Source organism: Mesorhizobium sp. 128a, assembly GCF_053848025.1.
On the sequence record NZ_JBSPKY010000011.1, the window covers coordinates 158,280 to 182,360 of the forward strand.

At 63.3% G+C, this 24,081-nt stretch carries 33 protein-coding genes; 18 read left to right on the forward strand and 15 right to left on the reverse strand.

Annotated features, from left to right (window positions below):
- Positions 1-10: 10 nt before the first annotated feature.
- Genes ACWTU9_RS19335 through ACWTU9_RS19350 form a run of 4 tightly spaced genes read left to right on the forward strand, consistent with a single transcriptional unit; the run spans position 11 to position 3,347 of the window.
- Positions 11-772: an ABC transporter ATP-binding protein gene (locus tag ACWTU9_RS19335; RefSeq protein ID WP_455859728.1), complete on the forward strand. Its 762-nt coding sequence runs from the start codon at positions 11-13 to the stop codon at positions 770-772.
- Positions 769-1,473, forward strand: a complete 705-nt coding sequence (locus tag ACWTU9_RS19340) for an ABC transporter ATP-binding protein (RefSeq protein WP_455859656.1) — start codon at positions 769-771, stop codon at positions 1,471-1,473. Before ACWTU9_RS19335 ends, ACWTU9_RS19340 begins: the two co-directional genes overlap by 4 nt.
- A gap of 4 nt (positions 1,474-1,477) precedes the next feature.
- Positions 1,478-2,365, forward strand: a complete 888-nt coding sequence (locus tag ACWTU9_RS19345) for a branched-chain amino acid ABC transporter permease (protein ID WP_112566970.1) — start codon at positions 1,478-1,480, stop codon at positions 2,363-2,365.
- Between the two features lies 1 nt (position 2,366).
- Positions 2,367-3,347 (forward strand): branched-chain amino acid ABC transporter permease, encoded by a 981-nt coding sequence (locus ACWTU9_RS19350; protein WP_455859657.1) that lies wholly within the window; start codon positions 2,367-2,369, stop codon positions 3,345-3,347.
- On the opposite strand, the gene ACWTU9_RS19355 is transcribed toward ACWTU9_RS19350, so the two are convergent.
- The 4 genes from ACWTU9_RS19355 to ACWTU9_RS19370 are packed head-to-tail and all read right to left on the reverse strand — an operon-like array spanning position 3,341 to position 7,927.
- Positions 3,341-4,294 carry a Csu type fimbrial protein gene (locus ACWTU9_RS19355; protein ID WP_455859729.1) on the reverse strand — a complete coding sequence of 318 codons (954 nt, stop codon included), beginning with the start codon at positions 4,292-4,294 and terminating at the stop codon, positions 3,341-3,343. The two genes, ACWTU9_RS19350 and ACWTU9_RS19355, sit on opposite strands and share 7 nt — an antisense overlap.
- A gap of 14 nt (positions 4,295-4,308) precedes the next feature.
- Positions 4,309-6,717: a fimbria/pilus outer membrane usher protein gene (locus ACWTU9_RS19360; RefSeq protein ID WP_455859658.1), complete on the reverse strand. Its 2,409-nt coding sequence runs from the start codon at positions 6,715-6,717 to the stop codon at positions 4,309-4,311.
- A complete protein-coding gene (locus ACWTU9_RS19365) occupies positions 6,689-7,411 on the reverse strand; it encodes a fimbrial biogenesis chaperone (RefSeq protein WP_455859659.1) in 723 nt (240 codons plus the stop codon). Before ACWTU9_RS19365 ends, ACWTU9_RS19360 begins: the two co-directional genes overlap by 29 nt.
- A gap of 24 nt (positions 7,412-7,435) precedes the next feature.
- Positions 7,436-7,927, reverse strand: a complete 492-nt coding sequence (locus ACWTU9_RS19370) for a Csu type fimbrial protein (protein ID WP_455859660.1) — start codon at positions 7,925-7,927, stop codon at positions 7,436-7,438.
- An 826-nt stretch (positions 7,928-8,753) separates the two neighbouring features.
- On the opposite strand from ACWTU9_RS19370, the gene ACWTU9_RS19375 reads away from it, so the two are divergent.
- The 3 genes from ACWTU9_RS19375 (at position 8,754) to ACWTU9_RS19385 (ending at position 12,087) form a co-directional block, all read left to right on the forward strand.
- Positions 8,754-9,143 carry a DUF427 domain-containing protein gene (locus tag ACWTU9_RS19375; protein WP_455859661.1) on the forward strand — a complete coding sequence of 130 codons (390 nt, stop codon included), beginning with the start codon at positions 8,754-8,756 and terminating at the stop codon, positions 9,141-9,143.
- A gap of 149 nt (positions 9,144-9,292) precedes the next feature.
- A complete protein-coding gene (locus ACWTU9_RS19380) occupies positions 9,293-9,850 on the forward strand; it encodes an RNA polymerase sigma factor (protein ID WP_455859662.1) in 558 nt (185 codons plus the stop codon).
- 140 nt (positions 9,851-9,990) lie between these two features.
- Entirely contained in the window at positions 9,991-12,087 is a 2,097-nt protein-coding gene (locus ACWTU9_RS19385) for an EAL domain-containing protein (RefSeq protein ID WP_455859663.1), read from the forward strand.
- 29 nt (positions 12,088-12,116) lie between these two features.
- On the opposite strand, the gene ACWTU9_RS19390 is transcribed toward ACWTU9_RS19385, so the two are convergent.
- The 3 genes from ACWTU9_RS19390 to ACWTU9_RS19400 form a co-directional block, all read right to left on the reverse strand.
- Positions 12,117-12,434 carry a plasmid stabilization protein gene (locus tag ACWTU9_RS19390; protein ID WP_455859730.1) on the reverse strand — a complete coding sequence of 106 codons (318 nt, stop codon included), beginning with the start codon at positions 12,432-12,434 and terminating at the stop codon, positions 12,117-12,119.
- Between the two features lie 65 nt (positions 12,435-12,499).
- Positions 12,500-13,009, reverse strand: a complete 510-nt coding sequence (locus ACWTU9_RS19395; RefSeq protein ID WP_455859664.1) for a hypothetical protein — start codon at positions 13,007-13,009, stop codon at positions 12,500-12,502.
- A gap of 114 nt (positions 13,010-13,123) precedes the next feature.
- Complete coding sequence (locus ACWTU9_RS19400) at positions 13,124-13,354, reverse strand: DUF6894 family protein (RefSeq protein ID WP_454588758.1); 231 nt, start codon at positions 13,352-13,354, stop codon at positions 13,124-13,126.
- A gap of 195 nt (positions 13,355-13,549) precedes the next feature.
- Between ACWTU9_RS19400 and ACWTU9_RS19405 the strand changes: the two genes are divergently transcribed.
- The gene (locus ACWTU9_RS19405; protein WP_455859665.1) at positions 13,550-14,269 is read left to right on the forward strand and encodes a Crp/Fnr family transcriptional regulator; all 720 of its coding nucleotides are present in this window, start codon (positions 13,550-13,552) and stop codon (positions 14,267-14,269) included.
- A 29-nt stretch (positions 14,270-14,298) separates the two neighbouring features.
- On the opposite strand, the gene ACWTU9_RS19410 is transcribed toward ACWTU9_RS19405, so the two are convergent.
- Positions 14,299-14,679 carry a DUF982 domain-containing protein gene (locus ACWTU9_RS19410; RefSeq protein ID WP_455859666.1) on the reverse strand — a complete coding sequence of 127 codons (381 nt, stop codon included), beginning with the start codon at positions 14,677-14,679 and terminating at the stop codon, positions 14,299-14,301.
- A 106-nt stretch (positions 14,680-14,785) separates the two neighbouring features.
- Entirely contained in the window at positions 14,786-14,962 is a 177-nt protein-coding gene (locus ACWTU9_RS19415; protein ID WP_455859667.1) for a hypothetical protein, read from the reverse strand.
- Positions 14,963-15,151: 189 nt separating this feature from the next.
- Here ACWTU9_RS19415 and ACWTU9_RS19420 point away from each other — a divergent pair, with 189 nt between their 5' ends.
- Both ACWTU9_RS19420 and ACWTU9_RS19425 read left to right on the forward strand, forming a co-directional pair.
- Complete coding sequence (locus tag ACWTU9_RS19420) at positions 15,152-16,123, forward strand: SDR family oxidoreductase (protein ID WP_455859668.1); 972 nt, start codon at positions 15,152-15,154, stop codon at positions 16,121-16,123.
- An 81-nt stretch (positions 16,124-16,204) separates the two neighbouring features.
- Positions 16,205-16,369: a hypothetical protein gene (locus tag ACWTU9_RS19425; protein WP_455859669.1), complete on the forward strand. Its 165-nt coding sequence runs from the start codon at positions 16,205-16,207 to the stop codon at positions 16,367-16,369.
- 2 nt (positions 16,370-16,371) lie between these two features.
- Here ACWTU9_RS19425 and ACWTU9_RS19430 read toward each other — a convergent pair whose 3' ends face one another.
- On the reverse strand, positions 16,372-16,965 hold the full coding sequence (locus ACWTU9_RS19430; protein ID WP_455859670.1) for an RBBP9/YdeN family alpha/beta hydrolase: 594 nt from the start codon (positions 16,963-16,965) through the stop codon (positions 16,372-16,374).
- A gap of 113 nt (positions 16,966-17,078) precedes the next feature.
- On the opposite strand from ACWTU9_RS19430, the gene ACWTU9_RS19435 reads away from it, so the two are divergent.
- The 3 genes from ACWTU9_RS19435 to ACWTU9_RS19445 all read left to right on the forward strand — a co-directional run bounded on the left by ACWTU9_RS19435 (position 17,079) and on the right by ACWTU9_RS19445 (position 18,587).
- Entirely contained in the window at positions 17,079-17,552 is a 474-nt protein-coding gene (locus tag ACWTU9_RS19435; RefSeq protein ID WP_352593134.1) for an Lrp/AsnC family transcriptional regulator, read from the forward strand.
- A 137-nt stretch (positions 17,553-17,689) separates the two neighbouring features.
- A complete protein-coding gene (locus ACWTU9_RS19440) occupies positions 17,690-18,103 on the forward strand; it encodes a DoxX family protein (protein WP_455859671.1) in 414 nt (137 codons plus the stop codon).
- Between the two features lie 130 nt (positions 18,104-18,233).
- Positions 18,234-18,587: a hypothetical protein gene (locus ACWTU9_RS19445; protein WP_454577950.1), complete on the forward strand. Its 354-nt coding sequence runs from the start codon at positions 18,234-18,236 to the stop codon at positions 18,585-18,587.
- Positions 18,588-18,632: 45 nt separating this feature from the next.
- Here the strand turns inward: ACWTU9_RS19445 and ACWTU9_RS19450 are convergent, their stop codons facing one another.
- The 4 genes from ACWTU9_RS19450 to ACWTU9_RS19465 all read right to left on the reverse strand — a co-directional run bounded on the left by ACWTU9_RS19450 (position 18,633) and on the right by ACWTU9_RS19465 (position 20,109).
- Positions 18,633-18,938, reverse strand: a complete 306-nt coding sequence (locus ACWTU9_RS19450; protein ID WP_455859672.1) for a hypothetical protein — start codon at positions 18,936-18,938, stop codon at positions 18,633-18,635.
- Between the two features lie 86 nt (positions 18,939-19,024).
- The gene (locus ACWTU9_RS19455; protein WP_455859673.1) at positions 19,025-19,294 is read right to left on the reverse strand and encodes a hypothetical protein; all 270 of its coding nucleotides are present in this window, start codon (positions 19,292-19,294) and stop codon (positions 19,025-19,027) included.
- A 140-nt stretch (positions 19,295-19,434) separates the two neighbouring features.
- A complete protein-coding gene (locus ACWTU9_RS19460) occupies positions 19,435-19,629 on the reverse strand; it encodes a hypothetical protein (RefSeq protein ID WP_454588769.1) in 195 nt (64 codons plus the stop codon).
- A gap of 39 nt (positions 19,630-19,668) precedes the next feature.
- A complete protein-coding gene (locus ACWTU9_RS19465; RefSeq protein ID WP_455859674.1) occupies positions 19,669-20,109 on the reverse strand; it encodes a MucR family transcriptional regulator in 441 nt (146 codons plus the stop codon).
- Between the two features lie 201 nt (positions 20,110-20,310).
- Between ACWTU9_RS19465 and ACWTU9_RS19470 the strand changes: the two genes are divergently transcribed.
- From ACWTU9_RS19470 to ACWTU9_RS19490, 5 genes are all read left to right on the forward strand, one after another.
- Positions 20,311-20,517, forward strand: a complete 207-nt coding sequence (locus ACWTU9_RS19470) for a hypothetical protein (protein ID WP_455859675.1) — start codon at positions 20,311-20,313, stop codon at positions 20,515-20,517.
- 211 nt (positions 20,518-20,728) lie between these two features.
- Positions 20,729-20,998: a hypothetical protein gene (locus ACWTU9_RS19475; RefSeq protein ID WP_455859676.1), complete on the forward strand. Its 270-nt coding sequence runs from the start codon at positions 20,729-20,731 to the stop codon at positions 20,996-20,998.
- Complete coding sequence (locus tag ACWTU9_RS19480; protein ID WP_455859677.1) at positions 20,991-21,374, forward strand: hypothetical protein; 384 nt, start codon at positions 20,991-20,993, stop codon at positions 21,372-21,374. Before ACWTU9_RS19475 ends, ACWTU9_RS19480 begins: the two co-directional genes overlap by 8 nt.
- The gene (locus ACWTU9_RS19485; protein ID WP_455859731.1) at positions 21,268-22,008 is read left to right on the forward strand and encodes a terminase large subunit domain-containing protein; all 741 of its coding nucleotides are present in this window, start codon (positions 21,268-21,270) and stop codon (positions 22,006-22,008) included. The genes ACWTU9_RS19480 and ACWTU9_RS19485 overlap by 107 nt, the downstream gene beginning before the upstream one ends.
- Before the next feature lie 143 nt (positions 22,009-22,151).
- Positions 22,152-23,024: an MBL fold metallo-hydrolase gene (locus ACWTU9_RS19490; protein WP_455859678.1), complete on the forward strand. Its 873-nt coding sequence runs from the start codon at positions 22,152-22,154 to the stop codon at positions 23,022-23,024.
- Positions 23,025-23,185: 161 nt separating this feature from the next.
- Here ACWTU9_RS19490 and ACWTU9_RS19495 read toward each other — a convergent pair whose 3' ends face one another.
- Entirely contained in the window at positions 23,186-23,980 is a 795-nt protein-coding gene (locus ACWTU9_RS19495) for a hypothetical protein (protein ID WP_455859679.1), read from the reverse strand.
- Positions 23,981-24,081: the final 101 nt, after the last annotated feature.

The following is a 24,081-nucleotide window of genomic DNA, read 5'->3' on the forward strand; positions in this document are numbered from 1 at the left end:
CAAAGATCAGATGCCGCGGGTGGTGCTTTCCGCCCGCGGTCTCAGGCGCGACTTTGCCGGTTTCGTTGCCGTCAACAATGTCGACCTCGACGTCCACCATGGCCAGATCCATGCGCTGATCGGGCCGAACGGCGCCGGCAAGACGACGATCTTCAACCTGTTGACCAAATTCCTGCAGCCGAGCAGCGGCAGGATCGAACTGCTCGGCAACGACATCACCCGCACCGCGCCGGCCAAGGTGGCGCGCATGGGCCTCGTCCGCTCGTTCCAGATCTCGGCGATCTTTCCGCACTTCAGCGTGCTGGACAATGTGCGCGTCGCCCTGCAGCGGCCGAGCGGGCTGGGCTTCCAGTTCTGGCGCTCGCTGTCAGCGCTCGACGAACTCACGCCACGGGCGCGCGAACTGCTCGCCATCGTCGGCCTCGACGATGTCGCGCATCGTCTGGCCGGCGATCTCTCCTATGGCAGGAAGCGCGTGCTCGAGATCGCCACCACGCTGGCGCTCGATCCGAAGGTGCTGCTGCTCGACGAGCCGATGGCCGGCATGGGGCACGAGGATGTCGGCGCCATCTCCGGCATCATCCGCTCGCTGGCCAGGGAGCGCGCCGTGCTGATGGTCGAGCACAATCTCACCGTCGTTGCCGATCTCTGCGACTGGATAACGGTGATGCAGCGCGGCCAGGTGCTCGCCGCCGGCGACTATGCGACTGTAAGCAGCGACGAGCGCGTCCGCGTCGCTTACATGGGGACCGAGCCAGAGGACCGGGCATGAGTGAGCCGCTGCTGGCCGTGCGCGAACTCCACGCCTGGTATGGCGAGGGCCATGCCCTGCATGGCGTCGACCTTGACGTCTTCCGTGGCGAGACGGTGACGCTGCTCGGCCGCAACGGCGTCGGCAAGACCACCACGCTGCGCGCCATCATGGGGCTGGTACGCAAGCGCAGCGGCAGCGTCACCTTCGACGGCAGCGACCTGATGCGCCTGCCATTGCATCGTGTTGCCCATAAGGGCCTGGGCTTCGTGCCGGAGGAGCGCGGCATCTTCGCCACGCTCACCGTCGACGAGAACCTGATCCTGCCGCCGGTGGTGGCCAAGGGCGGCATGAGCGTCGAGGAAATCTTCGATCTCTTCCCCAACCTCAAGGAGCGTCGCAGCAGCCCCGGGACGAAACTCTCCGGCGGCGAGCAGCAGATGCTGGCCATCGCCCGCATCCTGCGGACCGGCGTGCAGATGCTGCTGCTCGACGAGCCGACCGAGGGCCTGGCGCCGGTCATCGTCCAGCGCATCGGTGAATTGCTGGCCACCTTGAAAAAGCGCGGCATGACCATCCTGCTCGTCGAGCAGAATTTCCGCTTCGCCGCCCGCATCGCCGACCGCTTCTACCTGATGGAGCATGGCAAGGTGGTGGAGGGTTTTGCCGTAAGCGAGCTTTCCGCTCACACCGAACAGCTGCACGAGGTGCTTGGGGTATGACGCCATGACGATGATCTTCGGCATCCCCGTCCAGGCCTTGCTCGGCCAGATGCTGGTCGGGCTGATCAACGGCTCCTTCTATGCCATGCTCAGCCTTGGACTGGCCGTTATATTCGGCCTCTTGCGCATCATCAATTTCGCCCATGGCGCGCTCTACATGTTCGGCGCCTTCATCGGCTATCTGATGCTCGTTCATCTGGGCATCGGCTACTGGCCGGCGCTGGTCCTGGTGCCGCTCGTCGTCGGTGTATTCGGCATGGCGGTGGAGCGCCTGGCGCTGTCGCGGCTTTACCGTCTCGATCCGCTCTACGGCCTGCTCTTCACCTTCGGCCTGGCGCTGGTCATCGAAGGCGTCTTCCGTTTCTACTACGGTGTGTCCGGCAATCCCTACGCCGTGCCGTCGCAACTCGCCGGCGGCACCAATCTCGGCTTCATGTTCCTGCCCAACTATCGCGGCTGGGTGGTGGTGGCTTCGCTCATCGTCTGCATCGGCACCTGGCTGCTGATCGAAAAGACCAGGCTCGGCTCCTACCTGCGCGCCGCGACCGAGAACCCGGAGCTGGTGCAAGCCTTCGGCGTCAACGTGCCGTTGCTGCTCACGCTCACCTACGGGCTGGGTGCGGCCCTTGCCGGCCTGGCAGGCATCCTCGCAGCACCCGTCTACCAGGTCAGCCCGCTGATGGGCTCCGATCTCATCATCGTCGTCTTCGCCGTCGTCGTGGTCGGAGGCATGGGCTCGATCCTCGGCGCCATCGTCACCGGCTACATGCTCGGTCTCGCCGAAGGCCTGACCAAGGTGTTCTATCCCGAGGCATCGAACCTCGTCGTCTTCGTCATCATGGCGATCGTGCTGCTCTTGCGCCCGGCCGGCCTGTTTGGAAGGGATGCCTGAGATGAGCGAGGCGACCCTTCACGAACAGCGTACCGCCGCTTCCGTTCGGCTTGAGCGGGTACTGATAGCATTGGCCATACTGGCGCTCATCGCCGCGCCCTTCTTCGTCTACCCCATCTTCCTGATGAAGATGCTGTGCTTCGCGCTGTTTGCCTGTGCCTTCAACCTGTTGCTCGGCTATACCGGGCTGTTGTCCTTCGGCCACGCCACCTTCTACGGCGCCGCCGCCTATTTCTGTGCCTACGCCGTCAAGGCATGGGGCTGGCCACCGGAAGCCGGCATCCTGCTCGGCACCGCCGGCGCGGCTGTGCTCGGGCTGGTCATGGGCTTCCTCGCCATCCGCCGGCAGGGCATCTATTTCTCGATGATCACACTGGCGCTGGCGCAGATGTTCTACTTCTTCTGTGTCCAGGCGCCGTTCACCGAAGGCGAGGACGGCATCCAGGGCGTGCCGCGCGGACATCTCTTCGGCGTCGTCGATCTCAACGTCACGCTCAACATGTACTTTTTCGTGCTTGCCGTTTTCCTCATCGGCGTTTTCGCCGTCTGGCGCATCGTCAACTCGCCCTTCGGCATGATCCTGCGTTCGATCCGCGAGAACGAGAACCGCGCCATTTCGCTCGGCTATTCGGTCGGCCGCTACAAGCTCGCCGCCTTCGTCATGTCGGCAGCGCTCGCCGGGCTTGCCGGCGCGACCAAGGCGATCGTCTTCCAGTTCGCCACGCTCACCGACGTCACCTGGCAGATGTCGGGCGAGGTGATCTTGATGACGCTGCTTGGCGGCATCGGCACCATGGTCGGTCCTGTCGTCGGCGCCGGCCTCGTCGTCGGCCTGGAAAACACGCTCGCCACCTCGGGGTTTCCGGTCACCATCGCCACCGGCCTGATCTTCATGATCTGCGTGCTCGTCTTCCGCCGCGGCATCGTCGGCGAGTTTTATGCGCGCTGGCTAACGCCGGCTGACGGCAGCCGCGCTCAATAGGTGATCGTGACCACCACCGTGTCGGTATAGACGCCGGCCGAGGGCGTTGTCTGCGGCGGCACGCGGCCATAGACGGTGAGGGGCTGCGCGATGCCGGTGCCGGTGCCGGCGACCGTGCTTCCCGGCGTTCCTGCGTCGCCCCAGGGCTGCGAGCGGGCGTTGTCCTTGTAGAGGCCGTAGGTTACCCGCTCAGCCCCCTTCGACATCTTGCGAGTGGTCGGTGTGCCGCCGGTGGTGCCGCCATTGAGCGAGACCGTATAGGCGGTGGACGGGGTGCAGGTGACCGAAACCTGGCCGGTGGCATCGACATTGGCGTCGAGCACGCCCTTGGAGCCGAAATCGATGTTCTGGGTGGTGACCAGGCAGTTGGCCGCAATCGTGGCGTTGATGGTGAAGGTCGGAGAGGCGGCCAGGGTGCCCAAGCCGGTGTCGCAATTGCTGCCCAGCAGGGTTGTCCGGTAGCGGAACTCGACATGCCCGCCCGAAAACGTCGACAGATAGGTGCCGGGCGGAACGGTTGCCTGCCCGCCGGGGACCCGGCCATAGAGCGTCAAGGTGCCGGATGAGTTGCCGAGGATACTGGGGCTCAGCAGCAGCGGCGGAGGGCGCGAGGCATAGGCCCAGGCATAGGAGCCCCAGACGACGCTCATCGCCGGGTCCGAATAGATCTGGTAGTCGAGGCTGTTGGCGCCGCTCAGCATCTGCCTTGCTGCCGCCGAGGTTGCGCCGCCGGTGCCGGCGGCGAGATGCGGACAGACGAGGATGGGCAGCAGCAACGGCAGGCTGCCGCTGCAGGTCACGCTGAGGGTGGCCGTCGATGTGGCCGCGCTGCCCGACAGCGTGTCGACGGCGCCGAAATTCAAGTTGGTGACGGTAAAGCTGCAGCTTTGCGCCAGGGCAAGCGACGGCAGCAGCGCCAGGAAGGCGACGAGTACGGCGCGCAGCATCTGGCTTCGCATCGTCATTGGCACACCACATCCTTGATCGTCACCTGCCGGCCGCGCGCCGCCTCGAAGGCGAAACTTGCCCGGCACGACGTGCCGTCGACGCGATCGACCTGGACGGCGTTCTGCCGCGACAGACCCTTGATGTAGGCCTGCCCGTCATAGCCGACGACGAAGTCTTCCTTGCCACCCTCCAGCCGTCCGGAAAGCCCGGCCTCGAGCGGCGTGCCGCTTGCATCTAACAGCGTGACAAGCGCTGCCTGCGCCGCCTCCGACACGCCGAACTTCAGCACCACGCCGTTGCGGTCGGCCGGAACGACGGTCTCCTTGGTGGCCGGAACGTCGGCATCGACCGGCAGATTCTTGGGGTCGATCGACACCGTATTGAGCTCATAGGAATTGAGCCCGGTGACCAGGATGCGGCCCCTGCTGTCGGTCTTTCCGACCGGCCGGTTCTGGTGCAGCACCTCGACATCGGGCGTGCCGACATCGACCACGGCAAAGGCATCGTCGATGCGGGTTGTGGCGAACACACCGCCACCCGCGACTGCGATGGCGCCGTCCATCTGCCCGGTGACGCGAAAGTCCTTGTCGAATTGCTGCCCGCCAGCCTCGAAACGCGCAAACGGCGCCCGGTAGCTCACCGCGGCCGAGCGGTTCGGCGTTTCGCCTTCCGAGGTGCGCAATCGCCAGCCGATGCTGCCGTCCTCGGCCCGGTCCGACTTGGCGATGTCGGCGACGATGTTGACGCCGTCAGGGCCTTGCTCGACGCCGGTCGAGACCGTCACGTCATTGTCGAACGGGATGGAAATCCCGGCAAACACGCCATAGGAGTCATTGTCGTCGAGATCGGCAAAGGCGGTGGCATAGACCGTGCTGCGCCTGAAAATTGACTGGCTGTAGGACAGGCCGACGATCTGGCTGGTCTCGCCCTCGGCGGTCTTGAGATGGGTGTAGGACAGGTTGAGGCTGGAAAAATCGAGCGGCGTCGGCACGCTCAGCGTCACCTGGTCGACGGCGCGCGGCACGCCAGCGCTGAACCGGCTGAAATCGTCGGGGTCGACAATGACCGGCAGTGCCGTCACCGAGGCGATGTCCTCATAGCCACCGAAGGCGCGCCGCATGCGGGCGTTGAGAGCCCAGCCGTCATAGCCGAACTCCACGCTGGCGTTGACCAGCGAGCCGGTGCGCCCGTCATGATGGCTGCCGGCCATCGCCACCGAGGCGGCACCGTAAGGCCCGAGGGGAAAGGCCGCGCCAATGCCGCCATTGATCAGATCGGCGCCGCCCTCGGCATGGGCCTCCAGCGTCAGCTGGTCGGTCAGCCCGTAGCGCGCGGTGGCGACGCCCATGACGCGGCCGTCATAGTCGTCGGAGGAGATGCCGAAATTGCGCCGCGCCATGCCTGCCTCGACGGAGAAATCGAGTAGCCCCTGACGCAACAGCATGCTGGAGGCATAGAACGGCAAGGTGGCGGATATCTCGCGGCCGAGGCTGTCGCGCAGCACCACCTGCGCCTGGCCGGCGCCGGTGAACACCGGCAGATTGGTGACCTGGAACGGCCCGGCCTGGATGTCGCCGGAATAGGTTCGCACGTTTTGCGTATAGACCTCGAGCGTCGACGGCACCGCCGCCGTGCCGCCGAAGGAGGGTAGCGGCAATGTCACCAGGTCCGAGCGCAGGCTGAAATTGCGCTGCGCCTGGATGCCGCCGAGATAGACTGGACGCGTCCACGACAATCCGCCCGAAACGAAGTCGCCGGCCCGGTAGGTCATCAGCCGGTCGGGGTCGGAATAGCTCCAGGTGGTGTTCAGCCGCGTGAAGCCGCTGAGCCGGCCGTCGGAATAGCCGGCGATGAAAGACTGGCCGAGCGTTCCCCACGGGCTGAACGCGCGCGCGTCGAAGCCGCCCGAGATGCCCTGGAACAGTTCGTTGTCGCCATCGAACAGTGTGTTTGAGCTGGCAAACAGCGAGTAGTTGAGCACCGCGCCATAGCCCGATTGCGGCGCCGGCCGGTCCTGCAAGCGCAAGCCGAGATCGACCATGCGCGCCTCGCGGCTGTCATTGGCGGCGGTGACATAGAGGCGCTGCGCCGCCTCGTCGATCTGAAACGACACGTCCGCCAGCTGGTCGAGCCTGACCAGACCGCCGGCGTCGGCAGCACCCTCCGGCGGTTTCAGTCCGACCTCCTTCAGCTCTTGCGGCGTCGCCGCCAGGCCGCCATCCGGCATCTCGGTGAAGTTGCCGATGAGTTTTGTCGGCGCGTCGTTGATGAACACCTCCAGATAGAGGCTGCGTCCCTGGTCGGGCTCTTCAATGTCGGTACCGGCCGGCAACTCTTGCGATCGCACCGCCGAGCAGGGTGTAAAAGTCGCGAACGCGACGATGACAGCGATGCTACTTGCCCTTGACTGCAACTTTTGCATCGAAGGGTCCAACATCGCTCTGTGCCTTCAAGAGCACCGAGCCCGCCGACAGCGATTTTGAGCTGCCGATCGGCCACTGCATGGTCGCGCCTCCCAGCACATAGCCGACCAGCCCGTTTCGGCTGCCGAGCTTCTTGCCGTTCTGGGTCACCGACAGATTGGACAGGCGGAAGCGGCTCTCGCCGCTGTTGCTGGCGCTAAGCACGAGGCTGCCTCCGTTGCGCGAGATGCTCCATGCAACTGCCGGCGCCGCCGCATCGGGATTGCGGAAAAACACCGGCACCGAATAGCGCAGCGCCAACGCAACCGTGCCGGCCTTGCGGCGTGAGGGGTCGGGCAGCTCGTCGACGATGATGCGGTAGCTCTCCTCGGCCCGCACCGGCGCCTTCGAGACGCGCACGACGCGAACCACGTATTGGGCATTGGGCGCCAGTTTGGTCGACGGTGGGCTGGCGACGACGTCCGAGGTCGGCGTCAGCGTTTCGATCCCGCCGGCCTGGCTCCAGGCGAACACCCGGATCTGCACGTTGATCGGCCGCTTGGCATCGTCATTGCCGAGGTTGAGGACCGCCGCGCTGTCGGGCGCGGTGAGCTCGAGATTCGTCGGCGCCACCCGGAGCGAAGCGGCGTGTGAAAGGCCAGCGCACAGCAACAGCACAGCCGTGGCGCCGATGCATGAAAGCATGGATCGCATGTCGTCCTCGTATGGCGTCGTCGGTCAGTACGTTATGGTGATCGCAACGGTGTCGGTGTAGAGGCCTGCCGCCGGCGTCGTCTGGGCCGGAACGCGCCCGTAGACCGTCAGGGGCTGAACAGCTCCATTGCCGGTTCCGCCGACCGTTTCGGTGGGGATCGTGGTGCCCCAGAGCTGTGTGCGGGTGCTTTCCCTGTAGATGGTGTAGTTGATCGTCGCCGCCGCTGGCCCGGTCATCTTGCGGACCGCCACGGTCGCGCCCGAGCCGCCTCCGGCGCTCAGACCTACATTATAAGACTTGCCGGTCGTGCATTGCACATTGATGGTGCTGGTCTGGTCGATATCCGCATCGATGACGCCATGCGTGCCGAAATCGAGATCGCTTGCCGTCTGCACCTTGCATTCGTCGGTAATGGTAATTTTGACATTCATGCTGCCTGTCGCGGTCGCCGAGATCGCGGGCAGGGCGGGAAGAAGCGATGCCCCTAGCAGCAATGCGTATTTCAGCAATCTCATGCGTATGTCCTCCGTCGGGCAGACCGTTCCTCGCAAACAGTCCTGACCGGATTTCACCCCTGCAGCTCCTCCCGCTGCATACCTCGCAAAGACATCAACCATATCGGCAATATCAAAGCGAACTGCGAAATGATTATTGCAACTTAGATTCGAATTACAATAGGCGGATAACTCAAAGACTATCAGATAACTTTGGTTAATATTTGGTTAACAGGGGTAAAATTGACATATTTTGAAAGTGAAGAATTGTCTATCGATAATTTATTTTGGTCTTTTTGACGAAAATGCGAAAACATTGGAAAATCATCTTGATTTGATAGAGTCTGACCTGTCGTCTCTTATTATCGATTATTTCGCGGCCTCTACCGACGCCATTCGGCCATCGCCGTCGCCGCGCCGCTGGGTGCCCAACCGCACCCGGCCTGCTCAAGCCTGGCAATCGTGCTGACAGGGCCGCATTCCCCAAAACCGTGTTCCGCCCAGCCCAAGCATCGCCGTCCCGGCTGAGATAAATCCACCGCCGTCCGGTCGCGGGGGAACACATGCGACTCATTGCTGTCACGCCCGCCCCGATTTCCGGCGGCCGCGCATCGCCCGGACGGGAGATGCGCCTGTTGTCCCTTGGAGCCATGATCATAAGGCTGGCAGGAGCGCCGGCCGACTGCCAGACGTCAAGGAAGAACGATGAAGAAGACCTGTGAAAAGCCAAGCCTCGAAAAACGCCGGAAGCTGTCCTCCGGGACGGCAATGGCCGCGCCGCCGGCCGGCGAGCTCTGAGCTTGAGATGCCTTCAAGATTTCGAACCAACGGGACAAGGAGAATGGCCATGGATCGGCATGTGAACCCGTCACCGGGCTTCAGGCGCAATCCCGGCAAGGTGATTACCATCGTGTCCTTCAAGGGGCGTGTCGTCGTGTTTGCCAATGGCGCCATCATCGCCTCCTCGGCGAAAGCCAAATTGGTGACCGAGCCGCCCTATCCCTTCAGCTTCTACATCCCGTTCGAGGACATCGACTTCCGCAAGCTCAGGAGGACGGAACTGTCGACGCTGTGCCCCTACAAGGGCGACGCCAGCTACTGGAACGTGCTGCCGGCGGGTGAAGCCGGCAAGGACGCGATGTGGGCCTACGAGCGGCCTTTCGACGAAATGGCTGAGATACGCGACCACGGCGCCTTCTATCCCGACCGGGTCACCATCGATGCTGCGCCGCGCTGAGCGGGGTCGTGCCTGTCGTCCAGAAGTGCTTCGCGTTTTTGGAGCCAACGACAGGCATGAACAGAGGAACTTTCATGCCAGCCAAAGTTGCCCTGACCCAAGGTCGCTGCGGTTCTGCGGCAACGGCATGCCGACAAAGACAAAAGGTCATGGACGAAAAGCAGAAAGCTATTCTCGACGAAATCCCGCGTCTGCGGCGCTATGCGCGCTCGCTGCTGCGCGATCGCGATTCCGCCGACGATCTCGTCCAGGACTGCCTGGAACGGGCGCTGCTGCGGCTGGACAACTGGCAGACGGGAGAGAGCCCGCGAAAATGGCTGTTCACGATCATGCATCATCTGTTCATCGACCAGATGCGCAAGGTGAACCGGCGCGGCGAAGCCTCGATGCTGCCGCTGGAAGCCGGCGAGGTGCAGGCCTCTCCCGCCGACCAGCTGGAGAATGTCGCGGCCCGCGAGATCATCGACGCGCTGCAGGCGATCAGCCCCGACCGCCGTGCCGCGCTGACCATGGTTGCCATCGAGGGCTTTTCCTATGCCGAGGCCGCCGAGATGCTCGGCGTACGGGCCGGCACGCTGATGTCGCGCATTGCGCGCGGCCGGGAGGAACTGCGCGGCCTGCTCGAGGACAATGCGCGCCGCCGCGCGATAAGGATCGTCGAGCCCGGTCCGGGCCGGACGGGTCCCATCAGAGCGCCCATGGCATGACGAACCCCCATCGCACGATCACGCCACGCCCCATGACAAGGCCCGATTGCAGGCATTGCGGCCTCATACGGGTGCGCCGGTAACGGTTTCTTGTCTGCTTCTGTGCATATTGGCGGGAATGGGGTGGACGAAACCAAGGCATGGCTGAAGAGAAAAGACGCAACAGCGAGTTCTGGGCGCTGGCGCTCGAAAGCGCTCATCTCGGCGTATGGGACTGGGATATTTTGAGCGGCGACTGTTTCTATTCGCCGACCTGGTCGCACATGCTCGGCTATGAGGATGGCGAGCTTGCCAACACCAGCGATCTGTGGCTGAAGCTGACGCATCCCGACGACCGCGAGCGGGCGTTGACCAGCGGCGAGCGCCACATTGCCGGCCTGACCGCATCGATCGAGACCGAGCTGCGCCTGAAGCACAAGGACGGCCACTGGATCTGGGTGCTGGACCGCGGCGGCATTGTCGAGCGTGACGAAACAGGCAAGCCAGTCAGGCTGATGGGCGTCCAGACCGACATCAGCCGGCAGAAGGAAGCCGAAGCCGAACTGGAGCGTGTCAATGTGCGCTTCCGCCTGGCGCTGGCGGCCAGCGGCACCGGCATCTGGCATCACGATATCGATGCCAACAAGAGCTATTGGGACGCCCGCACCAGGGAGATCTTCGGCCTCGTCGCCGATACCGACGAGGTGGCTGCCGAACTCTGGCACACCTATCTGCACCCCGACGACAAGGTCGCCACCGAGCGCGCCCATCTGGCGCCGGTTGTGTCGGATGAAGTCGTTGCCTCGCAATACCGCATCATCAGGCGCGATGGCGAAGTCCGCCATGTCGAATCGCTGGTGCGCTTCATCGCGGACCCGGACTCCGCGGGCCAGATTCTCGGCACCGTGCGCGACATCACCGAGGACAAGAAGCGCGAACGCGAACTCGCCTACGCCGCGCACCACGATGCGCTGACCGGCCTGTTCAACCGCGCCGCCTTCGACCGGCTGCTGGCCGAGCACATCGCAGCGAAGCGGCTGCTGCCGCTGGCGGTGTTCTATGTCGATCTCGACTACTTCAAGGCGCTCAACGACTTTGCCGGCCACGCCGCCGGCGACCTGGCGCTGAAGGGCATCGCCGCCGGCATCCTGGGCTGCCTGCCGGCATCGGCGCGTGCCGCCCGCCTTGGCGGCGACGAGTTCGCGCTGCTGGTGCCCAATTGCGAACCGGCCGCGGCGGAGACGCTGGCCGAGGCCATTCTTGCAGCGGTCAGCGATGCCGACCTCGGCCTGCCGGTGACGTCGCGCAAGCTCGCAGCCAGCATCGGGATCGCCTTTGTCGACGACACCACCACGACGGTGGCCGATGCGCTGGCCTGCGCCGACGACGCCTGCTACGCCGCCAAGGCAGCGGGGCGCAATCGCTTTGCGGTGTTTTCGGCCGACGCCGCGTCGGGTTCCGGCGGCCTCAACGCCGCCCGCGTCGCCGCCGACACGGTCGACGCCATGGATGACGGGCGGCTGAAACTGTTCGGCCAGGAAATCCACCTGCTGGGTCTGCCCTGGCGGGAGAGCCGCCATGTCGAAGTGCTGGCGCGGCTTGCCGGGCGCAATGGCAAGCTTATCCCGCCGGGCGAGTTCATTCCGGTTGCCGAGCGCTTCGGCATCGCCTCGCGGCTCGACCGCTGGATCATCAGGACCGCACTGTCGCAGCACGGCCCGGCGATGAAATCGGGCGTCATCACGCTTGGCTTCAACCTGTCGGCGCAGACGCTGAGCGACCCGCTTTTGTGGGATTTCGTCGACGCCGTCATCGCCGAGACCGGGGCGCCGCACTCCGGCATCGGCTTCGAGATCACCGAGACGGCGGCCGTCACGAATTTCGACGCCGCCGAACAGTTCGTGCGCAAGGCGCGCGAGCGGCAATGCCGTGTCAGCCTCGACGATTTCGGCGCCGGCATGAGCTCGTTCGAATATCTGCGCCGCTTTCCCGTCGATCAGATCAAGATCGACGGCTCGTTCATCCAGAACATTGCGCAAAGCCGCTTCGACCGCGAGATCGCCTCGGCCATATCCGGCATCGCCAGGAGCCTTGGCTGTTCGGTGGTTGCCGAAAAGATCGAACAGCAGGCCGCGCTCGACATTTTGCGCGACATGGGCGTCGCCTACGGCCAGGGTTTTCTGCTGCACCGGCCGGAGCCGCTGGAGGGGATCGTTGAAAGGGCGACCGCGAAGGCGCCGTACAAGCGGTTCGGCTGAACGGGCAAGCCCTTGTGGGAGATCGGCACTCAGCGGTGCGCGTGGCTATCGTTGCGCTTGCGAGTTGCTGCGGCCTTCTTTGCCGACGCCGACTTGCTGGTCGAAGAGCGCGAGGCTGACGCATTGCCGCCGAGCTTGCCGCCCTTGTGCGCGGCCGGATGACCGGTGTCTTTGCCGCGGCCCGAACCGCCTTCTTTCTTGCCGCCGCCATCGTCTTTGTTCACCGTCGCCCAAGCACGACGTTCGGCCTCTTTTTCAGAGACGCCTCGATGCTCGTAGCCTTCGGCGATATGGTCGGCCTTACGCTCCTGCTTGTCGGTATATTTCGATTTATCTCCACGCGGCATTGTCCCTTCGTCTACATGATGCGGACAGTCGTCATCCGCATGCCCGCTTGAGAGCAATCCTCGGCCTAGTTGGCGTCGGCCTTTTCCTGCTTGCGCTGCGCGGCCTCCTTCTTGCGGCGCAACACCTCGTCGGTGCCGACAAGATCCTTCGACCCGCCGGAAATCGAGGTCGAGACAACGGCTGGCGGATCACTGGCGGGAAAGCTGTCCTCGAGCCCGGATTGAAGCTGTTCTTCGAGCGTGTCGGGATTCTCCGAGCGGCCTTCCGCGCGGCGCTCGCTGACCGCCTCGACATCGCTCTTGCTGTCTGGGTGGGCGCGGGCCTCTGATATCGTCGACACCACCAGCTCGATGGCGAACTCTCTCATCGCCTCGGCTTGCGGCTCATTGACGTCGGACACGTCGGAGTTTTCGATCAGGCGGATCAGGGACTTCTCCAGACCGCCGAGTTCCTTGGTTCCTTGACAGCGCGCCAGCCGCTTGGTCAGCGAACCGATGAGCACCGGGGCAAAGGTCGAATAGGCATGGTCGCGTGTCGCGTCGACCTGCTCGGGATGAAGCTTTTGCAAGGACATAGGTTCGTGCCTCCAGCCAATCAACTGGGCCAGCAGCTTCTGCCGCTGGGCCCTCCTTAGGAAACTGGGGGGAGGGCAAGAGGTTCCATGCGGTGGTCGACAAGGCCGCCACGCTCAACTCCAAAGCGACTCCATCGTCAACGATGCTTCGAAGATCTGTTGCCTGTTCTCGTTCAGCATCTTGACGGTGATCCGCCGGTGCTCGCCTTCCGGCATCTCGTCCCGGGCGACATCATGCAATATGCGCAGGGCCTCTGCTCCCGCGCGCTCTCGGTTTGGAAACAGCTGTCCCACCTCATCGAACTGGTTTTCGGTATTATACAGATCGAAGTAGAACCGTTCCATGTGCGGCATTCCCTGCATGAGAACGGTAAATCCCCCTTCTCGCTCATGGTTCCATCCGCCTGATTCCCAAACAGATTTCTCGCAATCGTCTGAGCAAGATGCCGGCGCGCCATCATAGATGCAACCGCACCCGAGCTGCGGCGTTGAGCTAGGCCCACCAGTTCTTCTCCACCCATTGGGATGGAAAAACCATCGATGCTAGAGTCGCTCTATCTGAACCTTGGCCAGCATGACGCCCTCTCCGAGGAGGAGAAGGGGCTGCTCGCCGGCGCCATGACCGTCGAGCTCGATTTTGCCACCGGCCAGGACATCGTTGCCGAGGGATCGAGACCCGGCTACAGCACGCTCATCATCGAGGGCCTGGCTGCTCGCTACAAGGTGCTGGAGGATGGCGGCCGGCAGTTCACCTCGCTGCAGGTGCCCGGCGATTTTGTCGACCTGCACGCCTTTCTGCTCAAGACCATGGACCATGGCATCATCGCTTTGTCGCCATGCCGGGTGATCGCTGCCGATCACAGCCGGCTGCGGGCCATCACCGAACAGGCGCCGCATCTGACAAGGTTGCTGTGGCTGGACACGCTCGTCGACGGCGCCATCCACCGCGAATGGATCGTGGCCATGGGCCGGCGCTCCAAGACCTCGCATCTGGCGCATCTGGTGTGCGAGCTGTTCGTTCGGCTTCAGGTGGTCAAGCAGACCAGCGGCATGAGTTTCCGGCTGCCCTTGTCGCAAGCCGAGCTGGCTGACGTGCTGGGGCTGTCGATCGTCCATATGAACCGGGTCATCGGCGCGTTGCGAAGGCTCGGCGTGATTGGCTGGGCAAATTACACGGTGACGATTGTGGACTGGCAGCGGCTTGTCGAGATCGCCGAGTTCGACCCGACCTACCTCAGCATGAACCGCGAGCCGAGGTAGGGATCGCAGAGCGGTGAGGACGCAACGTCTCAGCCGGTTTTTGTCTGACCGTCCAGCGACGCCAATTCGTCGAGCATGGCAAGGGCGGCACTTGGCTTCGCCGGCTTCAGCAGGCCCTGTTGGGCGGCGGCATTCTTGAAAGCGGCAAAGGCAATGTCGGGGCGGCAGATGCCGTTCAAAGCGTCATCCACCAGCCTGACGGCCGCCTTGTAGGCAACTGCTTCCTTGTTTTTCCATGTTCCGCCCAGCGCCTTCCTGGCGTCGGCGATCGACGACACCGTCATCGTACTGTAGTCCACGAATTTGATCGTCAGGGGAAGAAATCGGCTCATGAGAAATTCACCATCCGAACCATTCGCGCGTCCGCCACAAAAGCCCGGCGAAAGGCGCGGCCAGAAATGCAGCTGCACCCAGGACGAGAATGGGATTGTTTGTCCGTATTGATTTCATGCATAGCCTCCGTAAACGGGATCGCCATAAACGAGGAAACCGCGAAGTGGTTGCGGCCTGCGCAAGCTACATATTGCTTGCCGGCCGGATCGGTTGGCGTGGCCGGTAGGGCGGTCGCGACTGCGTCTTCAACGGGATGTCGGCGAGCGAATGGCGGATCGGCCGGAACAGTATTGGCGGAGATGCGGCGCGCCGGCGCAGTACCGCGGCCGACAGTTTGGCAACCAGATCTAGAACGTCCATGGACTCCTCCCGAGAGTTTTAGAGTCCCCCTGTCGCACCCACCTACCACCTGATGCCTGTGCCTCGCATTTAACTTTGATGTAGGCCGGACGAATGCGCTCGCGGGCGCGCAGCACCTGCCGCGACCTTTTTGCTCGGCCAACCTTTTTGGCTGACACGCGTTGTCCTTCGACACGGAAGGAGAATCCCATGCTGACCAAATCGGAAACCTCGAAGGCGGTGCACAAGCAGCGCAGCGTGCAGCGCAAGGTCGATACCGACGATCGCCGCAAGCCGAAGGCTAAATCATCGGCCGCCATGCAGGCCGGCGCTCGGCTCTATCCGGAGCCGCCTTTTCCCAAGCAGCATCATCCCAAGCCCGGCGAGGAAGGCGAGATAAAGCCGGCGCCGCTTTATGACGCGCCGTTCTGGGAGGGCTCGAAGAAACTTGACGGCAAGGTGGCGCTGATCACTGGCGGCGATTCCGGCATCGGCCGCGCCGTGGCACTGTTGTTTGCGCGTGAAGGCGCCGACGTCGCCATCGTTTATCTCAGCGAAGACAGGGATGCCGAGGTGACCAAGCAGGCGGTCGAGGCGGAGGGCCGGCGCTGCCTGGCGCTGCGCGGCGATGTCGCCAGCCGAGCCTTCTGCCGCCGCGCGGTGGAGCGCACGGTCAAGCAGCTCGGCAGGCTGGACGTGCTGGTCAACAATGCCGCCTTCCAGGTCCATTCGGCAGACTTTGCCGACCTCACCGAGGAGCATTTCGACACCACGCTGAAGACCAACCTCTACGGCTATTTCCATATGGCCCAGGAAGCGGTGGCGCATATGAAGCCGGGCTCGGCCATCGTCAACACCGGTTCGGTCACCGGCATCGACGGCTCCAGGGAGCTGGTCGACTATTCGATGACCAAGGGCGGCATCCATGCCTTCACCCGGGCGCTGTCGGGCAATCTGATAGGCAAGGGCATCCGCGTCAACGCGGTGGCGCCGGGGCCGGTCTGGACGCCGCTCAATCCGTCCGACAAACAGGCAGCCGATGTCTCGCAATTCGGCGCCAAGACGCCGATGAAGCGCCCGGCCCAGCCGGAGGAGATCGCGCCGGCCTATGTGTTCCTGGCCTCGCCGCAATGCTCAAGCTACATCACCGGCGAGATCCTGCCGATCGTCGGCGGGTATTGAGGGCTGGCTGGCGGTGACGCATCCGGGCAGTGACGTCGCGGGCGCTGCTGCAACCGGATGACTTTTCGTGCATTCTAGTGCATGGCCACGACGCTGCGCCCCGACCCGCCGGCAAAATGCTGCTCCTACTGCGGCTCGCGCGACCACGACTACGAGGATTGCCCGAAGCGTAAAGCCGACGCCGAGCGCCAGCGCGAGGAGCAGGAGGGGCAGGGCTCTGTGCGTGAGAGATTTCCAGCCACCTGAATTCAGGACATTGTGCGAAGATCGTCGGCCTTTGGCGGCGATGCTCGACAATCGCCCTTCAACTCGATGCTTCCGACGAAAGCCATAAGCAGCTCCATTCCTTCCGGCCATTCGCCAAGGCCGCTGTCGCTGTTGATATGGCCGAGCGGCCCGGCGCTGTGCAGCGCGCTGCCCCATTGCCCGGCCTTCGCCTTGGCATAGCCATGCGGGTCGTAAGGATCATCGGTGCTGGCGACGACCAGCGAAGGAAAGCGGAGCGGACCGCGCGACGCGTCGGCGAAGGGAATTCCGTAAGCGGGAAACACCGGCGACGCCGGATCGGGAACCGCAACCAGAAACGCGCCGCCGACCGGGCGGCTCGACACCAGCTGCCAATGCGCCACCAACAGGCAGCTGAGGCTGTGGGCGATGAGAACCGGCGGCGTTGTTGCCTGTGATACCGCGGCGTCGAGAGCGGCCACCCAGTCGTCGAAATCCGGCAGGTCCCAGCTTGCCGGGCTGAAACGGCGCATCGCCGGGTTGGTCCGCTGCCAGCGTGTCTGCCAATGGGCCTCGCCCGATCCGCCGCTGCCCGGCAGGATGATGAAGTCGGTCATGGAAAGTCGTGTCTCCTTGGGTGCGATAGCGCCCAATTCTAGGTCTTCTCCTGATCGGCGGAATGAGAGATCATCGGAAAACGACGAAGAATTCCGATGGATTGAAGGTACTCATGGCAAATGGCGATTATCGGCCGCGGCTCGACCCCACCGACATGGCGATCATCGAGATCATGCAGGAGGATGGCCGCATCGGCATTTCCGAACTCGGCCGGCGCGTCGGCCTGTCCCAGCCCGCCACCTCGGAAAGGGTGAAGCGGCTGGAGGAGCGCGGCATCATCGCCGGCTACCGGGCGGCGATCGATCCCGCCGCCCTTGGTCTCGGCACCATGGCGATGATACGCCTGCGCACCACGCATGAGCATATCCAGACCTGCCTGAAGAAGTTCGCTGCCATGCCCGAAGTGGTCGAGGTGCTGCGAGTGACCGGCGAGGATTGCTTTCTGGTCAAGGTCGTCGTCCCTTCGCCGCCCGATCTTGAAAGCATCGTCGATGCTATTGGCCGCTACGGCGCGGTGACCACGAATGTGGTGCTGCGGGCCGAGCCGCCGAAGCGGCTGGGACGGGAGTTGATGGCGAAGCTCTGAGCAACGTGCCGGCTGTCGGGAGATGGCGCCTGCGAGACTCCTGGCTTTGCCCGCCAAGTTTTTTGCCGGATGATGTCGGATCGGCGGCGTGCCGCCCGTCCTTGGAGCGAAACCCATTGCAAACCTTGGAGGACATTATGGAAACCGTTCAATCGCCGTGGCAGACCGCGGTCATCCTCATCGCCCGCCTGATCTTCGCTGCCATGTTCGTGATGGCCGTGGCCTTCAAGTTCATGGATATGGGAGCGACCGCCGGCTACATCGCCGCCGCCGGCTTCCCGTTCCCACTGTTTCTGGCCTGGTGCGCGGCGATCCTCGAAACGCTGCTGGTGATCGCCTTCCTGACCGGCGCCTTCCTGACCCCGGCAGCGCTGATCGGCGCGGTCTACGTGGTCTTCCTCGGCTTTGCCTTCCACGGTCCGTCGCACTGGGCCGCGGACCAGGCCGAGTTCGGCGCCTTCATGTCCCATTTCCCGTTCGCCGCCGGCCTGCTGTTTGCCGCGGTGCATGGACCGGGCAGCGTTCTGGCGTCGAAGCTCGGCAGGGCGTGAATGTCTCTCCCCTAGGCCGGAGCGACGGCGACTAGCCTGCCCTAAGCCTTGCGGCCGAATACGACGATATTGTCACTGTACTTGCGTGTTTTGGCGCGATAAGCACGGTGCCAGGTCCAAGGGGGAATTCATGAACATAGCCATACGTTTTGCTGTCGTTGTTGTCGGAATGTCGTTGGTTGCCGGTTGCACCTCCATGACGGAGGGAGAGTTCGAAACCATGCATGCCGGTCTCGGCAGCCCGGCCGCCAAGCGCTCTGTCATCAACGATTGCGTTGCCGACCAACGAGCCACTCCGCAGTCCGACAAGAACAATTTGTCTGCACTCATGAATGTCAGCCCGGCAAGATATGAAACCGCCTTCTGCAACCGGCTCCTCAATGCGCTGGCCAATGGCAAGATCACCTACGCCGACTATCGCAAGATGCTCTCGCCCAGCGCTGACAACAGCAAGCTCATCAAGATCCTGCAGGGACGGTATTGAGATCAGCCGCCTCGCGGGCTGGTCACGGCTGCGGGTAGGGCCGCCTCACATCTGATCGTTATACGGTTCCTTCATCTGGCCGACCATGCGGGCCAGTTTGGAGAAGGATGGCATGTCGGTCTCCGGCTGGCATTGGTTGGCCAGCTCCAGGAGCCGGATCGGGAAGTTGACGGCATCGCGGCTCGACGCCGACATGCCGTTGGAGCGCTCTTCGCCGGTTTCGCCGGCTTCGGCCTTGCGCAGCGCGATGTCGATCTCCTCAACGGTAAGCACGCCCTTGCGCACCAGCACCTGGTTGATCGAAGCGACGGCCATCAGCAGGCCCTCGAGTTGCAGATTGGCGACATTCATGGCTTTGCTCCCATTGTTTCAGGCTCAACGCGCGAGCCTCCGTTCCGATCCAGGGTGACGATTGCCGGGAAGGCTCGGGCGCGATCCTATTCTTCCATCCAGCGGCGGCCATACTCGGCCCATAGCGCCTTGACCTCCCTGCTGCCGAGGCGCGGGGCCGAGCCGTCGCCATAGGCGATCGAAACGGCGGTGATGTCGTAGTGGGGGTGGGCGTCGATGACGAAGCGGATCGCGTCGCCGAGCGGCCGTCTGCCGATGACCGGATCGGCCTGTCCCTGGCCGACGCTGCGAACGCCCGAAACAGTGGCTGGCGCATGCCGCATCCTGAACACGGATGCCATGGCTGGTTTGTCCATCCCGCACTCCCCCGAGTCGGATTGGAATGATCCCATAAGCGCCAGCTAATGACCAGTCGGTCGATGCCTGTTGGAAGGCTGTCCCACCGATCCGCCGCAAATTCAGGCGATATCCCGCAGCCAGCTGACGATCATCACGCTCAGGCCAGCGGATCCTCCGCCGGCGGCCTGGCGGGCAGGCCGAGCCTTGTCCGCTCGCCATCGGCAAAATCCTCGGCCGCGGCCTGGGCTTCGAACAGGCGCTGGGTCACCGTGCCATTCTCGGCAACCAGCACCGCCCATTGACGGCGATCGACGCGCTCGACACGAACGTCATTGGGCTCGTCGGCCACCATGATCGACCTCCGGACGGCGAACGGCGCAGGGACGTCGCGTTACGCCTTGGTCTTGCGCTTGGCCGACGCTTTGGCGGCCGGCGCCTCTGTCCGGATGCCGAGCCCGAACTCCTTTGCCAGCTCGGATCGCTTGGCGGCGTAGCTGGGCGCCGTCATCGGATAGTCGCCGGGCAGGTCCCATTTGGTGCGATAGGCCTCCGGCGTCATGCCATGGGCCGAGCCGAGATGGCGCCGCAGCGACCTGAATTTTTTGCCGTCCTCGAGGCAGTAGATGAAATTCGGCGTCACCGAACGCTTGCGATTGACGGCGGGCTCCTGTGCAGGTTGCGGGGGAGCAACCGGATTGTCCACGGCCGCCAGGGCGGAATTGACGCTCTCGATCAACGCCGGCAAGCCTTCCGGAGGCACTGAATTGTTGCGCACGAATGCCGCGACGATGTCGGCCGTCAAATTTATATTTCGGATTTTGTCGTCAGACATGGCTTTTACCCCCATGATGCCAAACTATAAACTATCAGACAAAGCCCGCCGGCGGGATGGCACTTTAGCACATATGCATATGACTTGACGCCGAATATGGTAGCGCTAACATCGCAGAGTCTCTGGCTGATGTAGGAATTGTTTCTTATTTCCTATTGACGGGTGAGGGCAGCTATCGTATGATTTCTCCATGGTGCTGATTTGCGCCAACAACCCGCCGCCGAGGCGGGTTTTGTTTTTTCAGGCCATGCGGAAGCAAAAGCGCCGCTTTTCGCGCAGTCCAATATCGGCGGGACAGCGCGCTCGTGTGTCGTCCCGGACATCTCCCCCCCCAAGGAGATTGGCAGCTTCGGCCCACCGATCATGCCTGCAACGCCGGCAATTGGCGAAAGCCGTCGTGACATCTGATCTCCCTCCTTGTGGGGGAGATGTCCGGCAGGACAGGGGGGCGCGAAGGAACGCCATCTTCGGTTCATTGTATCTGCGAGGCCCCCATGTCCAGCCGCTATGCCACCATCATCGTCGACGATGACGGACGCGAGGTCGTCAGCGCCATCGGCGTGTTCGAAGGCGCTGCCCGCAGGCGCGTGCCGGCCGCATCGAGCCGGTCGTAGCTGGCGTGCTGATCGGCATGGTTCGCGGCGGTCCTGTCGATGCCATTGGCGGCTTCGGCTTCCCGCGCGGCGCGGGCGGCGGCAGGGCTATCGATCTTGCCCGGGCGAAGCTTAAAGCAGTGCCCGCAAAACGGGGCGACGCGGCAGCCGATGCTGCCAGCCGCAAGGCCACCCGCAAACCGGCGAAGGCAAAGCGGCGCAGGTCCGGCAAGACCAAGCGACCGACCAGGCCGGCCGCCCAGGCGGAGCCGGTCGGGATTTCCGATCATGGCTGAGCGGACAAAACCGCGTACCGGCAATGACCGCAAGCCGGCCGCCGGCGCGAAGCGGACGAAAAAGACGCTTGGCGATGATTTTCTCGACGCGGTGCGCGCCGATTTCCGCACCCATGGCGCCGGTGTCATTGCGGCGGTCAGGGCCGACAAGCCCGACCAGTATTTGAAGATCGTGCAATCGGTGCTGCCTAAGGATCTGGCCAGGGATATTCATGCCTCCACCGACAATCTGGAAGCCCTGAGCGATGACGAGATCCGCCGCCGCATCCGTGGCCTTGAAGCCGTTCTCGGGCCGTTCGGCGACAAGCCGGGCGATAGCGGCGCGCAGGCACTATCTGGCGCTGCTGCAGGAGCTGGATCGCAGGCGCAGGAATAACCAGCTCGCGGCTTACCGCCCGTATGAACGCCAGGCGGAATTCCACGCCGCTGGCGCAATCAACCGCGAACGGCTGTTCATGGCCGGCAACCAGCTCGGCAAGACCCGGGCCGGCGGCGCCGAATGGGCCATGCACCTCACCGGGCGCTATCCCTGGTGGTGGCAAGGCAAGACCTTCGACACCGCCGTGCGGCTTTGGGCGGCCGGCGTGACCGGCGAGGGCACGCGCGACAATCCGCAGCGCGTGCTGGTCGGCCCGCCGCAGCAGCAGGCAGCTTGGGGCACCGGCATGATCCCGGCCGATGCCATCCTGCACACCACCATGGGCCGCAGTGCGCCCGGTGCGCTCGACAGCATCGTGGTGCGCTGGGGCGGCGGCGGCGACGTGCAGGCCGATGAATCGGTGCTGTCGTTCAAAAGCTATGAGAAGGGCCGCGAAAAATGGCAGGGCGAAACGCTGCACGGCGTCTGGTTCGATGAAGAACCGCCGCTCGACATCTATTCAGAAGGCCTGACCCGCACCAACGCTACCGGCGGCATTACGATCGTGACGTTTACGCCGCTGCTGGGGATGAGCGATGTGGTGCTGCGGTTTTTGTCGGCCGACCACGTCAACAGCTTGGTAAAGGACTAGTGGTTAGGATCTAACGCTTGGTACCCGATCGCAAGCGCGGCTACATCGCGAGCGCCTCCTTCTCCTGGGCAGAAATTTCTGACGCCAGCTGCCGCGGATGTTATCTTTAGCTATCCGTCCTCGTTCGAAGGAGGATCGCATCAGTGGATGACTGGAGAATCGGGAATATCAGGGTAACCAGAATTCTGGAGATGTGCGACCCTCTGCGGACGCCGTCGGAATGGTTCCCCGATTGCACAGACGAGGCAATCAAACCGCATCTTCACTGGCTCACGCCTCGGTCGATATCCCCGGCAAGCGGCCGACTTATTATTCCCATCCAAAGTTATCTAGTTCGCACCAGGCGCCACATCATCCTCGTCGATAGCTGCGTCGGCAACAACAAGACATTCAAGTACTTTCCGCATTGGCACAACCGCAACGATGACACCTTTCTCGAGCAGTTGAAGAATGCAGGCGTGACGCCCGAACAGATTGACTATGTCCTGTGCACCCATCTTCACATCGACCATTGCGGCTGGAATACACGACTGGTCGACGGGCGCTGGGTCCCAACATTTCCGAATGCTCGCTACATTATGGCGCGGCGCGAGTTTGAAGTCGCACAGGCGGCCTCCGGCGATGCTGACGAACGGACCTATGAAGACAACGTGTTGCCCATTGTCGAGGCTGGTCGAGCTGTATTCGTCGACATGGATCATGCGCTCGATGACGAGGTGTGGCTGGAGCCGACGCCCGGCCATACTGCGGGGCACGTAGCCATCAGAATAAAATCGCAAGGAGTGGAGGCCGTGTTTTCCGGCGACCTCATGCATTGGCCGATGCAGTGCATATACCCCGACTGGAATTTTCGGTACGACGCAGAGCCTGACCAGGCACGTCGGACGCGGTGGGCATTCCTGGAGGCTTGCTCGGACAATGGCCGCCTCGTCATGACATCGCATTTTCCCTTACCGTCGGTGGGAACTATCTCGCGACGCCAGTCATCGTTCTGGTTCGAGGATCAGCCGCCGTAGTCGCCGAGGACGCCGACCATGCGAACCCGAACGGCGGGCAGCGCCATTCCCCTCTCCGTCTCGGCTTCGCCGAGCCACCTCTCCCCCACATTCGTGGGGGCGAGGAACCAGGTTCTGCGAAGCTCACTTCGCCTCCTGTGCCACCGCTCGGCAGCGGCAATTCAGGCGACTGCCGGCAATGATGAATGCCAGACGGCATGGTGCGATATCTGGTTGTGCTCGAGGCAATCCGTCGCCAGTTTGCTGATCTCAGGATCGGTGGACGCGCGCGCCCATTCGACATAGGCATCAACGACCACCAATCTCGCCCGACTGGCCAGCCCCAGGCCGTAACGCCGCACCACAGGCTCTGCATGGTCGAGCATCGCACGGATCATGCCTGAGGCATCGTCTCGCCATTGCCCGGAAACGTCTTCTATCGCCGAAAACGCTGTTTGCGGCCTGAGCCGTGCGGCCTGCTGGCGCGCAAATTTCAATTGCCAATCCTTTGCAAAGCTCACGAACTGGACGGCCCCCATGCGCACACCGTCATGCTCATCCGCAAGTGCAAACAACGCCCGGGCGAGATGGTCGCCATGTTCACGCGTGCTGCATCGCAAGATACACTCCACGGCATCGAAGCGCGTGCGCGGATTGTCATGGCCAAGCAGCGCAGCTAGCTCGCCCACCATCGAACTTATGTTCTGGTTTTGAAACGTGGCGATAAACGCGCCCGCCGATCGTGTCTCGGCATTGTCCGATATGAGCAGGAGACGCAGGCTTTCCAACGGAACCGTCTTGCCAAGCTCGCCAAGAAGATCGTTGGCAAGCGTGCCGTCGTCGTCACCGGAGAGCAGCCGCTCCAGCATCTCCTGACCTGTCATTGCATTTGTCGGTTTGCCGAGCGGCACCAGAATCTTGCCGCCTTCGCTGAAGAAAAGATGCGCGGTCTCGCTGTCCTCGGCGGACAGGCGCATCGCCTCGAATAAATCTGTCATGGCAAAGAGTGGCTTTCCCACCCGCGTAGAGGAGAGGCCGCGCTCAATGCTCCGGCCCGATACGCATCGGCGTCGCCGAT